The 13,170-nt window shown below is 54.1% G+C and carries 16 protein-coding genes and 1 pseudogene; 13 read left to right on the top strand and 4 right to left on the bottom strand.

The features are described from left to right. Positions 1-36 precede the first annotated feature (36 nt). From ACR0ID_RS15510 to ACR0ID_RS15480, 7 genes are all read left to right on the top strand, one after another. The gene (locus ACR0ID_RS15510) at positions 37-813 is read left to right on the top strand and encodes a FadR/GntR family transcriptional regulator (protein ID WP_480606790.1); all 777 of its coding nucleotides are present in this window, start codon (positions 37-39) and stop codon (positions 811-813) included. Further along, on the top strand, positions 806-1,957 hold the full coding sequence (locus tag ACR0ID_RS15505; protein ID WP_480606788.1) for an aminotransferase class I/II-fold pyridoxal phosphate-dependent enzyme: 1,152 nt from the start codon (positions 806-808) through the stop codon (positions 1,955-1,957). Before ACR0ID_RS15510 ends, ACR0ID_RS15505 begins: the two co-directional genes overlap by 8 nt. 35 nt (positions 1,958-1,992) lie before the next feature. Then, positions 1,993-3,252, top strand: a complete 1,260-nt coding sequence (locus ACR0ID_RS15500) for an ABC transporter substrate-binding protein (protein WP_480555349.1) — start codon at positions 1,993-1,995, stop codon at positions 3,250-3,252. Further along, entirely contained in the window at positions 3,234-4,184 is a 951-nt protein-coding gene (locus tag ACR0ID_RS15495; RefSeq protein ID WP_480520556.1) for a carbohydrate ABC transporter permease, read from the top strand. Before ACR0ID_RS15500 ends, ACR0ID_RS15495 begins: the two co-directional genes overlap by 19 nt. 10 nt (positions 4,185-4,194) lie before the next feature. Further along, a complete protein-coding gene (locus tag ACR0ID_RS15490; RefSeq protein WP_480606785.1) occupies positions 4,195-5,037 on the top strand; it encodes a carbohydrate ABC transporter permease in 843 nt (280 codons plus the stop codon). Between the two features lie 11 nt (positions 5,038-5,048). Further along, a complete protein-coding gene (locus ACR0ID_RS15485; protein WP_480606783.1) occupies positions 5,049-6,116 on the top strand; it encodes an ABC transporter ATP-binding protein in 1,068 nt (355 codons plus the stop codon). A 67-nt stretch (positions 6,117-6,183) separates the two neighbouring features. Then, positions 6,184-7,413 carry an AGE family epimerase/isomerase gene (locus ACR0ID_RS15480; protein ID WP_480606781.1) on the top strand — a complete coding sequence of 410 codons (1,230 nt, stop codon included), beginning with the start codon at positions 6,184-6,186 and terminating at the stop codon, positions 7,411-7,413. A gap of 144 nt (positions 7,414-7,557) precedes the next feature. Here the strand turns inward: ACR0ID_RS15480 and ACR0ID_RS15475 are convergent, their stop codons facing one another. Both ACR0ID_RS15475 and ACR0ID_RS15470 read right to left on the bottom strand, forming a co-directional pair. Next, positions 7,558-7,806, bottom strand: coding sequence for a DUF2218 domain-containing protein (locus tag ACR0ID_RS15475; protein ID WP_480606778.1), 249 nt, complete (start codon positions 7,804-7,806; stop codon positions 7,558-7,560). Between the two features lie 17 nt (positions 7,807-7,823). Continuing rightward, complete coding sequence (locus ACR0ID_RS15470) at positions 7,824-8,060, bottom strand: hypothetical protein (RefSeq protein ID WP_480606776.1); 237 nt, start codon at positions 8,058-8,060, stop codon at positions 7,824-7,826. A gap of 155 nt (positions 8,061-8,215) precedes the next feature. Between ACR0ID_RS15470 and ACR0ID_RS15465 the strand changes: the two genes are divergently transcribed. Further along, the gene (locus ACR0ID_RS15465; protein ID WP_480606773.1) at positions 8,216-8,947 is read left to right on the top strand and encodes a Crp/Fnr family transcriptional regulator; all 732 of its coding nucleotides are present in this window, start codon (positions 8,216-8,218) and stop codon (positions 8,945-8,947) included. A gap of 55 nt (positions 8,948-9,002) precedes the next feature. On the opposite strand, the gene ACR0ID_RS15460 is transcribed toward ACR0ID_RS15465, so the two are convergent. Together ACR0ID_RS15460 and ACR0ID_RS15455 are read right to left on the bottom strand one after the other, a co-directional pair. Then, positions 9,003-9,203, bottom strand: a complete 201-nt coding sequence (locus ACR0ID_RS15460; RefSeq protein WP_480606770.1) for a hypothetical protein — start codon at positions 9,201-9,203, stop codon at positions 9,003-9,005. 171 nt (positions 9,204-9,374) lie between these two features. Continuing rightward, positions 9,375-9,914 carry a hypothetical protein gene (locus ACR0ID_RS15455; RefSeq protein ID WP_480606767.1) on the bottom strand — a complete coding sequence of 180 codons (540 nt, stop codon included), beginning with the start codon at positions 9,912-9,914 and terminating at the stop codon, positions 9,375-9,377. 222 nt (positions 9,915-10,136) lie between these two features. Between ACR0ID_RS15455 and ACR0ID_RS15450 the strand changes: the two genes are divergently transcribed. The 5 genes and pseudogenes from ACR0ID_RS15450 to ACR0ID_RS15430 all read left to right on the top strand — a co-directional run. Then, positions 10,137-10,388 (top strand): hypothetical protein, encoded by a 252-nt coding sequence (locus ACR0ID_RS15450; RefSeq protein WP_480606764.1) that lies wholly within the window; start codon positions 10,137-10,139, stop codon positions 10,386-10,388. A 59-nt stretch (positions 10,389-10,447) separates the two neighbouring features. Further along, complete coding sequence (locus ACR0ID_RS15445; protein WP_480606761.1) at positions 10,448-10,705, top strand: hypothetical protein; 258 nt, start codon at positions 10,448-10,450, stop codon at positions 10,703-10,705. An 801-nt stretch (positions 10,706-11,506) separates the two neighbouring features. Then, positions 11,507-12,028: a hypothetical protein gene (locus tag ACR0ID_RS15440; protein WP_480606758.1), complete on the top strand. Its 522-nt coding sequence runs from the start codon at positions 11,507-11,509 to the stop codon at positions 12,026-12,028. Between the two features lie 14 nt (positions 12,029-12,042). After that, positions 12,043-12,285 (top strand): hypothetical protein, encoded by a 243-nt coding sequence (locus ACR0ID_RS15435; protein ID WP_480606755.1) that lies wholly within the window; start codon positions 12,043-12,045, stop codon positions 12,283-12,285. A gap of 161 nt (positions 12,286-12,446) precedes the next feature. Then, positions 12,447-12,995, top strand: a pseudogene (locus ACR0ID_RS15430) (IS6 family transposase); the annotation flags it as partial. Between the last annotated feature and the right edge of the window lie 175 nt (positions 12,996-13,170).

Here is a 13,170-nt window from a genome sequence, read left to right as displayed (position 1 = left end):
ATTGTTTATTTTGTCCTACATTAAATGTAGAAGTGAATGAAACACGAATCGGAGAAGTCGCACGTGGCCAAAAGAACGCCCCCAAAGGAAAAAGCTGAGAGTGTCGGCAACACCTTGAAGGTGCTACCAGCTGGCAGCAGTGGCCGGGACGTTCTGGAAGCTCTCTCTGGAATGATCGAAGCGGAAGGTTTGAAAGTAGGCGATCGCCTGCCGCCAGAGATCAAAATTGCAAATCAGCTTGGAATCGGACGGGCGAAGGTTCGCGAGGCCCTGACAAGTTGGCAGAACATGGGCATCGTTGTGCGGAACAAGAAAGCCGGGACGCGTTTGGCAGCCGAGGTATCTGCCAACACGATCCATCTCCCACTCACGCTGAAGCTCGAAGCCGAAAGCCTTTTGCGGACACACGCCGTGCGCCGGCCACTGGAAATCGAGGCTGCAAGGTTGGCTGCATTGAATTGCTCAGACGCGCAGCGGCTTTTGATTTCGGCCCGCGTTGCCGAGCTCATAGCTGTTCATTCTGCGGGTGAGGATTGGCGACCGGCCGACTACCGGTTTCACGCGGCACTGCATGAAGCGTGCGGAAACCCACTTTTCGGGCAGTTGATACGGCAAATTCAGAAAGCATTTCACGAAGTATATGACACCCCATTCGGCCAACCACACTTGGGTCAAGCCTCAATTCCAATACATGCGCAGCTGGCTGAAGCAGTTGTCGCAGGCCGTGCAGATGAAGCCGCGCGTATTATCGGCGAGATCATGGACATGGTCGAAGCAGAAGTCCTAGAAATCATGGAAAGTCAGAATGTCTGATTACAGAGACCTTGCAACGCGTCTTGCAACTATCTTCCCGGAAGAGGCAGGTTCGGTCACGCCTCCTATTGTTCAAACGTCACTATTCACCTTTGACAATTATCAGAGTTTTGAAGACCGGATGGCCGGAAGATCAGAAACAGCCATCTACACGCGCGTGGAAAACCCGACCGTCGCCGCGTTTGAAACGCTCATGGCTGAAGCCGAACAAGGTCAGGCTGCCGTTGCATTTGCTTCCGGGATGGCGGCCATTTCCTCAACGCTGCTGGCATTTGTCAAACCCGGTGACCGGATTGCCTGCGTCGAACACGTCTATCCGGATTCATTCCGGTTTATGGAGCGCATCCTGCGCCCGTTCGGGGTGCATATCGACTACCATGCGCCGGAGCGTTTCGAGAACGACCCCGATCTGCTTGCCGATGTAACGGTGGCCTATCTGGAGAGCCCCGGATCGATTGTTTTTGAGGCGATGGATCTACGTCGTGTCGCAGAGCATGCCAGACGCCACAATGTGTTGACGATAATCGATAATTCATGGGCAAGCCCGGTGTTCCAACGCCCCCTCGCACTGGGCATCGACATCGTCATCCACTCGGCCTCGAAGTACATTTCGGGGCACTCGGACACGGTTGCGGGCGTGGTGGTTGCCTCCCGGGACCATATCGCCCGCATCCGTGATCTGACACTTCCTTTGCTTGGGGCCAAACTGGCACCTTTTGAGGCCTTCCTGCTGACGCGCGGCCTGCGCACGCTGAACGCACGCATGATGCAGCATCAAGCGACGGCCAACATGTTTGTTGATCGCCTAGCCACTGTTCCGCAGGTCAGGCAGGTCAACTCACCAGGCGCCAACGACGTGCCCGGGCTGACGGGGCGGTCCGGACTTATGTCGGTTGAGTTTGATGACAGTGTCGACATCGCCAAACTTTCTGATGCCTTGAACCTTTTCCGCCTCGGTGTGAGCTGGGGTGGCTTCGAAAGTCTGATCCTGCCTGCGCGCGTCGGGCTTGCTCAGGCCGGTGAACAAAACTCAATGCAGAAATTTGGGGTCTCACCCAATCTAGTGCGCCTGAGTCTGGGGCTCGAGTCGGCAGAAGATCTATGGGCCGATTTTTCTTCGGCGCTCGCCGAAAGCACGGCTTAGAACCGTTCGCTCAATAAAATCAACAGGAGGAAAACATGAAGAAACTACTAACTGGAATGACGGCTGCGGCCGTGCTCATGGGATCGGCATCTTACGCCGAGACCACACTGAAACTGGTCGAGGTTATTACAAGCCCTGAGCGTACAGAGGTGCTTCAGGGACTGGTGGATGAATTTGAAGCCAATAATCCCGACGTCACTGTCGAAATTGTATCGCTACCTTGGGGTAACGCGTTCGAAAAGCTGGCAACAATGGTGGCAGGTGGCGACATCCCTGATGTGGTGGAAATGCCCGATACCTGGCAGGCTCTTTATGCTGGGTCCGATCAGCTGGTCAGTCTCAAGGATCATGTCGCCGGATGGGAACACGGGGCTTCGCTGACTGACAAGACAGTCGCTATGGGCAGCCAGGCGGGTGATCTCTATATGATCCCGTACGGATTCTATCTGCGGGCGATGTTCTACAACAAGAAACTGCTGGCCGAAGCGGGTATCGACACTCCCCCGACAACGATGGAGGAGTTCAAGGCTGCCTCTGCCGCAGTGTCCGAGCTTGAGGGCAAGTATGGGTACTGTTTGCGCGGTGGTCCCGGTGGAACAAATGGCTGGATCATGTTCGCCGCAGCCATGAACGGCACCAACGAGTTCTTCACAGAAGACGGTGTCAGCCGCATCAACGAGCCCGGCTCGGTCGAAGGTATCCAGTTCATGATCGACATGTATCAGAACGGATATGCGCCCAAGGACGCCGTCAGTTGGGGCTTTAACGAGATCGTGGCCGGTTTCTATTCCGGTACATGTGCATTCCTCGATCAGGATCCGGACGCACTGATCGCTATTGCCGAGCGGATGCCTGCCGAAGATTTTGCGGTCATTCCGATGCCTGTCGGACCTTCGGGCAAAGCTTTCCCGACCATTGGGTTCGCAGGTTGGTCGATTTTCAGCGCGACAGAACACGAGGACGAAGCCTTTGATCTGGTTGCGGCCTTGTCGACGCCCGAAGCCAATGCCGCGTGGGCAAAGCGTGTTGGTGTCATTCCGATCCACAAAGGTGCCGATCAGGATCCTCATTTCCAGACCGAGCAATTCAAAGGCTGGTTCGAAGAACTGAACGGCGAGCAATATGTGCCAACAACAATGCCAACCAACCTGGAACAGTGGGGCTATTTTGGCAGCACGCTTCTGCTGGAAACCAGTCAGGAAGCCCTGTTGGGGCAGCGCAGCGCGCAGGACGTCGCGGATGAGTGGGCTGAGTTCCTCACTGACGAACACGCCAAGTGGAAGGCAAGACAGTGATTTCGCGCACTCAGAAAACTGTCAGGCCCGGGGAAACCCGGGCACGACGCTCGCTCTACCTACAATACATGGTCGAGCCGTTTTTCTATTTGTCACCCGCTATTCTTCTGATCGGTGCGGTGATCATGGTTCCGCTAATCATCGGAATCTCATATTCGTTCCAATCCATTGAGCTGTTGAAGCCTTTTGCTTCTGGCTGGATCGGGTTTGAAAACTACGTTGATCTGTGGGGAGACCGCAAGTTCTGGATCGCGATGGAGAACACGCTGTTTTGGACCTTTTGGTCGATAACATTCCAGTTTCTGCTTGGCCTTGGTCTTGCCATGCTTTTGAATACGCAGTTCTATGGAAAGAAACTTTTTCAGGCGCTTGTTTTCCTACCCTGGGCTGTCCCGACCTTCCTTTCTGCGCTGACATGGGCGTGGCTTTTTAACCCTGTCATCGGCCCGCTACCGCATTGGCTGGCCGCCCTTGGCATTCTGTCAGAGCCCTACAATATCCTTGGCGATCCCGAGCTTGCCATATGGGGCCCGATCACTGCAAATATCTGGTTCGGCGTTCCTTTCTTTGCGATCACGCTGTTGGCGGCTTTGCAATCGATACCCGGTGAGCTTTATGAGGCTGCAGAAGTCGATGGCGCGACCCCATGGCAGACCTTCACCAAGATCACCTTGCCGTTCCTTGCTCCGATGATCGCGATCACCGTGATGCTGCGGACGATCTGGATCGCCAATTTCGCCGACCTGATTTACGTGATGACCGGCGGCGGGCCTGCCAATTCGACCCAAATCCTGTCGACTTACATCTTCACCACAGCTTTTCGAAAATTGGACTTCGGCTACGCGTCAACCATTGCTGTGGCGCTGCTGGTGATCCTTCTGATTTACGCCGTTATCCTGCTCTGGCTTCGCAAGAAGCTGGTCAAGATTTGAGGAGATGACCATGTCAGCTGTCAGGAAACCCAACCCGCTGCTGGTTTTGGGTAAATACGCAGCACTTGCGTTCTATCTGATCTTTGCGTTGTTCCCGCTTTATTGGTTGCTCAAGATCGGGTTGACCCCGGACGCGCTGATCTTTTCAGAGGGAACGCGCCTGTTTCCAAGCGAAGTGACCTTTTCAAACTTCAAAACAGTCATTTTTCAGACCGATTTTGTGGCCTATTTCCGGAACTCTCTTGTGGTGTCGCTGGGGGCGGCGTTCTTTACGACATTGTTCGCGGCTGGGGCGGGTTATGCCTTTTCTCGCTTTGTTTTCGCGAGCAAACGGATCATCATTGCCTTGATGCTGGTCACCCAGATGTTCCCGCTGCTGATGATCATCGCACCCATCTACAAGATCATCGCGGACCTGGGGCTGCTGAATTCGCTGACAAGCCTGATTGTTGTCTACACCGCGTTCAACATCCCCTTTGCAACATTCCTGATGCAGTCATTCTTTGACGGCATTCCCAAAGATCTTGAAGACGCGGCGATGATGGATGGCTGTACACGGTTTCAGGCGCTGCGCAAAGTGGTGTTCCCGCTGACATTGCCCGGTCTCGGGGCGACGCTTGGATTTGTCTTTACTGCCGCATGGTCCGAGCTGTTGTTTGCGTTGATGCTGATTTCAAAGAACGACGCGATGACATTCCCGGTTGGCTTGTTGACATTTGTTTCCAAATTCTCGGTCGATTGGGGGCAAATGATGGCAGCCGGCGTGCTGGCACTGATCCCAAGTTGCCTCTTCTTCATCTTCATTCAACGCTATCTCGTGCAGGGCCTCACGTCCGGCGCGGTCAAAGGATAGGAGGCCAAATCATGGCACGTATCGAACTTCGTGACGTTGCAAAACGCTATGGATCCGTCGAGGTTCTGCGCAACATCAACCTTGAGATTCAGGATGGTGAGTTCATCGTTCTGGTCGGCCCATCAGGCTGCGGCAAGTCCACTTTGCTGCGTATGGTTGCTGGTCTTGAACCGATATCAAGCGGCGACTTTCTGATCGATGGCGAGCGCATGAATGATGTGAGGCCAAGGGATCGGGACATCGCGATGGTGTTCCAGTCCTACGCTCTCTATCCGCATATGGATGTCGCTCGGAACATGGGCTTCTCAATGGAAATCCGCAAAGCTCCGGTGGCTGAACGCATATCAAAGGTCGCCCAGGCGGCAGAGACGCTGGGGTTGACCAAATTGACGGATCGCTTGCCCAAGGCCCTTTCAGGAGGTCAACGTCAGCGGGTTGCCATGGGGCGGGCCATCATCCGAGACCCACGCGCATTTCTGTTTGACGAGCCATTGTCAAACCTTGACGCGGCTCTGCGTGTCGAGATGCGGCTGGAGATAGCGCGGCTTCATCAAAAACTAGGTGCGACCATGATCTATGTGACCCATGATCAGGTCGAAGCGTTGACGCTGGCAGATCGGATCGTTGTTCTCAACGCAGGGGATATCCAGCAAGTCGGCAGCCCGCTCGAGCTTTATGAAAGGCCGGCCAACAAATTTGTTGCCCAGTTTATCGGCTCACCCACCATGAATGTTGTGCCTGTATTGGGAACCGAAACAGGTGTGAATGTCGGGAATGGGGTTGAAATCAGGATACTCGATCAACCCCTTACCGCTCAGGCGAAAGAACTGGGTGTAAGGCCGGAACATATCGATGTTGTGGACAACGGCACCGGTGACCTGTCGGCCGTGGCGGATGTTGTGGAACATCTGGGGTCGGACACGAACATCTACGTCAATGCCGAGGGGATCGGCCCCATGATGGTGCGCAAGCATGGCAATATCCCGGTGAAATCCGGGGATCGCTTCGGTTTGCGCATTCAAGCACAGAATGCACATCTGTTTGCTTCGGATGGTACAGCGTTGAGACGGGCTTGCTGAGATGGTGGATAATTTGGAAGAACGGGCTTCGTCGCACACGACAGAACTCCATGCGCGGGATCTTTAGATGAACGATAACCAGTTATTGCTGCCGGGGTCGCAGTCCGAAGCAGGGTTTTGGGTTGAAACGTCAAAACATCGCGATTGGTTGATGAATCAGGCCATGCGGCAACTTACGTTCTTCAGCGCGAGCTGCCGGGATGAGCCCGGGTTCTATACACTTGGTCACGATGGCCGCCCGTTGCCCGGCAAGCCGCAGGAGCTGCACACGACGACCCGGTTGGTTCATTCTTATGCATTAGGACTTCTGTCCGGTTTTCAAGGTGCTGAACGGATCATTGATCACGGCATGACATATCTCGATAGCCATCACCGAGATCGCGACCACGGCGGATATCTCTGGGCGTTGGATGGGGATCAGATCAAGGATGACCGCAAGCTTGCCTATGGGCACGTCTTTGTCCTTCTTGCCTCGGCAAGTGCGAAACTGGCGGGTCACCCGGATGCAGACAAGCTAATGACAGATGTCCAAAGTGTTCTGGAAAAACACTTCTGGGACGAAGAAGCAGGCCTTTTTCGCGATGAATGGAACAGGGATTGGACGCCGTTTTCCACATATCGCGGAATGAATGCGAATATGCACGGCGTTGAGGCGATGCTGGCCGCCTTTGAAGCTACAGGAGACGAAATCTACCTGTCCCGCGCCGGTCGCATTCTGGACTTTTTCATTGGCAAAATTGCACCCGGTGAAAACTGGCGGCTTCCCGAACACTATTCGTCTGATTGGCAGATCAACCGGGATTATGCGGGTGAACCGATGTTCAGACCTTACGGAACAACGCCGGGGCATTCGTTCGAATTGGGTCGGCTTCAGCTTCAGCATTGGGATTTGTCAGGCCGAACGAGCCCTAATGCCCCGAACACGGCGCGCCGCTTGATTGCGCAGGCTTTGAAAGATGCGTGGCTGCCTGGCGGCGGGTTGGCCTATACTCTTGATTTTGATGGTCGCGTTGCCAATGCTTCGCGGTTCTGGTGGCCCATCACCGAAGCCATTGGGGCGGTTGCCGCTCTGATCGCGCTAGACAGAAGGCCAGAAGACGAGGAGTGGTACAGAAAGCTCTGGACCTATGCGAGTGAAACATTTGTGGATCATCGACATGGCGGCTGGTTTCCAGCAGTGGATGGGGCAGGGGCTGTAGTGACATCTATTTTTGACGGCAAGCCGGACATCTACCACTCGTTGCAAGCCTGTCTGTTTCCGCTGTCAGGACGTTTGTCGAGGATGATGCCGCTTTAGGTTTGGAAAATCCTCAGTTGCGGCTTGTCTTACCCGAGTCAGAATCCGGTGCAGGGTCTTGTCGAATATCCGCAGACTACAAATCGTAGCCTGCGGCGGTGTCCGAATGTCAGGAGGTCGCTCGGTTGCCCCTGCATTCCAGCGTTATGCATTCCAATCAACCGTGAACTCTTCGCGAAATGCAAAGCGTTTCAGGTGGTCTTCTATGACAACTTTCCACGAGTTCAAGTCACCACGTGGGCCGACTGAAGCAACTATGTCCAGCCCCTCGTCCGTCGCTTTCATCGCGACCGCGCACCCGTTTTCAAATGAAACTTTCCCTACAGTTACATCAAATTCTACTTGCCCCTTGTAGGACCAGTGCTTGCATAACTGCTGAAGGTTCCGTTGCAAACTTTCGGCCGCGTGATCTAAGATTGGAGCGAGAAGTTACCGCTGATAATAATCTCGTTGATCAATTTGGCGACTGCCGAATGGGTTTCTAGCTCTAATTCCGAACCATTGGCACACTCGTGAGTCACGGCAGCATCGCGCAAAACCCCGACGATCTCACGTTCGTGAAGAAGATTGAGATCGTTTAAGGCAAGTAGAAGAGCCTCGCAGATCGAGAGTGCAGCCATGCCTGCGGGATCTTGGTGGTCTGACATTGGGGTCATTCCTTTAAAAGTCATTGGAGTCGTGACCAGGCGAGGTGGTGATGGTTTTTCTATTGTCACATGAGTTTTGGTATTTTGGACTGATCGAAAGTAGCCTCAATACCAAATTCTTCGTAGAGTCTTTGCAGGCTCGGGGAAATCCAACGATGAACACCAACACCAGCCCGCTAACACAGAAACTCTCGGCATTTGTTGCCTTGGCCGAGGCGGAACTGGCCGTTCTGGAACAATTGCACCAGCGGAGGAGAACCTTTGAGGCTGGCCGAGATCTTGTTCATCAGGGACAATCGGAACAGGCTGCCTATATCCTCGCCGCAGGCTGGGTTGTTTCATATAAGATTCAGCCTGACGGATCACGCCAAATCGTCGATTTCCAGATTCCAGGGGATTTCCTTGGGCTGCGCAGCGTTTTGTTGCACACTTCAGACCATGGCATTGAGCCGATTGTTAATATCGAAGCCGCCGAGGTTCTGGTGAGCGATCTTTTGCAAGCCTTCGCAGAGACACCTCGGCTTGCCACTGCAATTTTATGGGCCGTGTCACGCGACGAAGCGATGGTTGTCGAACATCTTGTCGGGCTTGGGCGGCGTGATGCGGATGCGCGCATGGCACATTTCCTACTGGAACTTGGAGTCAGGCTGTCGCTTGTGGGGATGGGCAGCAAGAAAGGCTATGACTGCCCGCTCACACAGTACCATCTTGCCGATGCACTGGGATTGAGTGCCATTCACGTCAACCGCGTCCTGCGCAAACTCAGGGAGGACGAGTTGGTTACATTTCGGGATGGGTTTGTGACGTTCAATAACTATGAGGGTCTGGTTAAACTGGCGGATTTCGATCCAGCGTATCTGGATCAGAAGCGGCCGCTTCTGGCCTGATTGGGTCTTACAATCTGGTTTTGGACGATCCTGCTTACATCTCCAACGCGTGACGTTACATCAGCGCCCGACTGGCTTCCTTGAGTTCCTTGTGAGCCTCTTCGTCATTTTCTGCTTCGTGGGCACTTTCAGCGGCCTGATAGTGTTTCATTGCCGTCGCCTTTTTGGGCCCATCAGGTGCTTTGTCCCAAGCGGCCTTGACGGAGGCCATGTGCTTGACGGTGTGGTTTTCCTGACTTTGGTCTTCATCATTCATTGGAATGTCCTTTCCTGGACGGTCCGAGAATAAGAAGCACGAGACTCATACAGCTCTTTTGGGGAGTTCCATGTTCCCCGCGCTCCTCAGGTACTCAAAAAAATGCCAACCAAATACACAGCTGACACATGTCACCTAACAGGTTTGAGAGCGCCTTCGTACTGACGCAGGTTAGCCCGCTTGAGCCAGATAAAAGATCCGCGCAAGTATCAGAGCGCCCATGAGTGAAATCAGCATCCAATAGATCGGGATCCGGGGGCCGGTATACTTTATTGTCTCAGGCAATTTCGAAACGCGATGCGACACGCGCTTAGGTAACAAGGCCACCAACTTTGTCGCCACACTGCCGCTCGCATGATCAAGCGTGGGTACATCTCTGACTGTTGAAAGATGCGCTTTCAGCCGGGCATGCGCTGCATCTCGGCCCAGAAGTGTAAGCTCACGAGCCTCGGTCCAAGGCTCGAGCCCGAGACGCGCAAGGGCTGACAAAACCGTGACTGTTGCACCGGTATTGTCTTCACCCACTTCTGCAAGCAGGAAAGGGTCGTAGTCGGAGCCATCCGGGCGAAGAACATCTGATACAGACATGATTTTTCCTTTCGGGCTGGGGGAGCGGCGCTCGACAAAAATCGTTGGGACAAAGATACCGACCAACGCGTTGGATACCGCATTCAATATTGCTTGATTGCTGCAAGGCGCAAAGACTTGCATCTGCCTGGATGCGCCACCTTCTAGCCCCGATTGTCGGGAGTGAGGCTGTTGCACACATCCTGACAGTAAAGAACCTGATGGGTACTAACTTCGATCAGCATAAAGCCCGTGAGTTGGGAATAATATAGCCCTAAGTGCTGTGACTTGACGGGGCATCTGGACTGATGCGGCCGACCATGGTCGGTACCGGAAATCCAGCGATCAATTCAACGGAGGTATGGGATGCTCACGCGTTCGATCAGGTCAAAGGTGACGTTCACCAATGCCTTCAGGTTGGGAAACAGCGACATCGTGTTTCCGGCTGGTGCGTATGAAATTCTCTTCGAGGAGGAGTTGCTGCAAGGCGTCAGCTTTGAGGCTTACCGACGCACCGCGACCTACCTGATGGTCAGGGGTCGAGGGAGTCATGCCGGTCAAACAACGATGCACATGACAACACAAAAGGATCTGGAGCACGCCATTGCCTGCGACTAGGCCCGTTGTGAAACAATTCAACATAGCGAAGCGGCGCTTTCTCCGCTGGAGGACTTGATATGACCAATCCTGAATGGCTGAAACCTGGTATGTATGGCGCGCTGCTCGGCGCGGTGTTTGTCGGCGTCGTTGGATTTTCTTGGGGCGGCTGGATGACTGGCGGAAGCGCGAACAAGTTGGCAAGCGAAATGGCGCGGGACCAGGTGATCGCGGCGCTCGTGCCAATTTGCCACGACATGTCCCGCACGGATAATCAGCGTTTAGCAAAGCTCGCGACGATCCAGGCAGCCACGTCGTACAAGCGACGCGACGCGTGATGGATGCGGGTTGGGCAACCATGCCTGGTTCCGATTCTCCGAACCGCGATCTCGCCAAAGCGTGCATAGAAGAGCTGAACCTTGATGCATCTTAATATGATTGCGTCAAGGCCGCCCTCGTCAATTCACACTGGTTTGCTACGGTCAGTGGGATGTTTAGATTTCAACTGGAAAGCGACCATGGAACCTGTTCGACCCTTGATGTTAGAAAGCGGGATACCGATGGAAGCAGTCTGAAATTTCCCTCAGGTACAATCTACCGCGGCGCAACAAGCGATCACACCGGCTCAGCCAAACTCACCGGGCCCGTCAGACGAGAAATGAAAATAGGCATGAACTACAACGCTCTTATGGGGGCAATAAACGCGCCGGATGTCGCGAGAACTCGACTATGCAAGGAAAACTTGCCAAAACTAACGGGGATAGCGAAGCCTGCCTAAATTTGAAGTTGTTGTAACTTCTCAACTAGCGCTCCGCGGTCCGATACCGAGCGTCATGTGCTGATTTGCTTGGCAACGCGCCGTAGTAAATCGGCCCTTCAAACCCCATATACTGATAGGCTACGTGCGAATTTTCGGGTCTGACCGACGCACCGAGGTCTCAGTGGAAAATCCGAAATCGATTGGGATCAAGTCTTTCAATGACCTGGCTATTAGGTCTGCCGTCCTGCTGAACCGTCGAATAAGGAAACCGACAATCATGGCGGCAAAGGCCGGTTCAGCCAATCTCGAAAAACCCCGGGAGTCGCGCCGGAGCGGGCTGGCGAGCCCTACCTGGCCCTTAATCGAAAGGACCACCGCAATGGATGACCAATTCAGCAAGACCATCGCAGTTTTCGACTGGCCATTCACAGTGCCCGGTTTTGCAGAAACGCTCCCCGCCGGCGAGTATGAAATCGAGACCGAACTCGCCTCGCCTCCGGATCACCAAGACCCTGAAGCTTGGAAGGCCTCGGTTGTTGTCCACCTGCATCCACGCATTTCCCATCCGGGATTAGCCCGGAGCCTAACCGTTTCATTGATTGATCTCGACAATGCCCGCGCGAAGGACAAGCTTTCAGGAAGAGAGCTGTCTGATGTTTTTCTGGAAGAAATGCTGGCAGACCCAATGGTGCAGCTTGTGATGCAGGCCGACGGGGTATCCGAGGCCCAATTGCGGCATCTTTACTCGGGATCGCGGACAACGCGGGAGAATATCGATCTCGTTGACCAAAGTCCCAAAGACGATACCCCGCAAGTTTTTTCGCAGGACAGCTCTGAAGTTCAGAACGCCGAAAATGAAGGGATGCCATGCCAACAGTCCACTTCGCCTATACCCGAATGAAGTTGAAGTAGCGAATGCCTGAATCAACGAAACGCGAGGAACTGATGCAAAAGAAGAAGGAATTCATCGTCTCGGACCCGCCAAAGCGTGCGCTTGCAGATGCGCCCAAGGAACGGTTCTGCTTGCGCTGCAAATCCTCTTTCTGGAGCAAAGGTTTTGGCGAACGCATCTGTTCCCGCTGCAAGGCCACCTCTGCTTGGCGCGCGGCCGTGCCGGAAGGCGTCAGTCAAGGTCGCCGCTCTGGCGGCCGGTCGTGATAGATCCCTTGTTTGTTTTTAGGGCTGCCTGCCGTTGTTGTCCGAGATAAAACCCATGGTGGGACGGCTCGAAGCGGTTCCGTTGCAAACTTTCGGCCATTGACGCTTTCGGAATTAACGAGTGAATGACTCGTCGGTCGTATCAAGTCGAAAGCCAGCTCATGATTTCCTTCAAAGGTGCACAGTATCCGAAAGATGTGATCTTATTCGCAGTATTCTTCTACGTTCGATACGGCGTTTCCTACCGCGATCTGGAAGAGATCATGGCAGAGCGCGGTGTTTCGGTCGATCACACCACGCTGAACCGCTGGGTGACACGGTACTCTTGCGCAATCGCTGAAACAGCACGCCGCCGCAAAGGCCCATGCGACCGCTCCTGGCGAATGGACGAAACGTATATTAAAGTAAAGGGATCATGGGCTTACCTCTACCGAGCGGTCGACAAACACGGCAAAACTCTCGATTTCATGCTTTCACACCGTCGGAACAGGCCTGCCGCCACTAAATTCTTTGCTCGAATGCTGGAGATCAACGGCCTTCCACGCAAGATTGTCATCGACAAAAGTGGCGCCAACACAGCTGGTATCAAGGCGATCAACAAAATGCTGAAAGGCTTTGGCTGCCCGATCCCGATTGAGATGGTGAGACGGAAATACTTGAACAACATCGTGGAACAGGACCATCGTTTCATCAAAAGACGCATCCGGCCGACCGCGTTGCACGAATAGCGCTTGGGCCGCATTTGCCCCTTTCCCCGGTTCGTTATGCGACACGTTCATAGGTCGCACGACCTAGACGGGTCATGCGGTTGAGGGCTTTGACAGCGATGCGGGCTTCGGTTGTCTGGGTCTCCATGTTGCGGCTGCGCAGTTCCAGTCCGATGAC

It is taken from the genome of Ruegeria sp. AL2 (assembly GCF_056540845.1).
Note: the sequence above shows the minus strand (reverse complement) of the source record. Positions and strands in the feature narration are given on the sequence as shown.

Bases quoted from the DNA above. Each gene is read 5' to 3' on its own strand.
- ACR0ID_RS15510 (WP_480606790.1), top strand. From the start codon at position 37: ATGAAACACGAATCGGAGAAGTCGCACGTGGCCAAAAGAACGCCCCCA.
- ACR0ID_RS15505 (WP_480606788.1), top strand. From the start codon at position 806: ATGTCTGATTACAGAGACCTTGCAACGCGTCTTGCAACTATCTTCCCG.
- ACR0ID_RS15500 (WP_480555349.1), top strand. From the start codon at position 1,993: ATGAAGAAACTACTAACTGGAATGACGGCTGCGGCCGTGCTCATGGGA.
- ACR0ID_RS15490 (WP_480606785.1), top strand. From the start codon at position 4,195: ATGTCAGCTGTCAGGAAACCCAACCCGCTGCTGGTTTTGGGTAAATAC.
- ACR0ID_RS15485 (WP_480606783.1), top strand. From the start codon at position 5,049: ATGGCACGTATCGAACTTCGTGACGTTGCAAAACGCTATGGATCCGTC.
- ACR0ID_RS15480 (WP_480606781.1), top strand. From the start codon at position 6,184: ATGAACGATAACCAGTTATTGCTGCCGGGGTCGCAGTCCGAAGCAGGG.
- ACR0ID_RS15470 (WP_480606776.1), bottom strand. From the start codon at position 8,060: ATGTCAGACCACCAAGATCCCGCAGGCATGGCTGCACTCTCGATCTGC.
- ACR0ID_RS15465 (WP_480606773.1), top strand. From the start codon at position 8,216: ATGAACACCAACACCAGCCCGCTAACACAGAAACTCTCGGCATTTGTT.
- ACR0ID_RS15460 (WP_480606770.1), bottom strand. From the start codon at position 9,203: ATGAATGATGAAGACCAAAGTCAGGAAAACCACACCGTCAAGCACATG.
- ACR0ID_RS15455 (WP_480606767.1), bottom strand. From the start codon at position 9,914: ATGCAAGTCTTTGCGCCTTGCAGCAATCAAGCAATATTGAATGCGGTA.
- ACR0ID_RS15450 (WP_480606764.1), top strand. From the start codon at position 10,137: ATGCTCACGCGTTCGATCAGGTCAAAGGTGACGTTCACCAATGCCTTC.
- ACR0ID_RS15445 (WP_480606761.1), top strand. From the start codon at position 10,448: ATGACCAATCCTGAATGGCTGAAACCTGGTATGTATGGCGCGCTGCTC.
- ACR0ID_RS15440 (WP_480606758.1), top strand. From the start codon at position 11,507: ATGGATGACCAATTCAGCAAGACCATCGCAGTTTTCGACTGGCCATTC.
- ACR0ID_RS15435 (WP_480606755.1), top strand. From the start codon at position 12,043: ATGCCTGAATCAACGAAACGCGAGGAACTGATGCAAAAGAAGAAGGAA.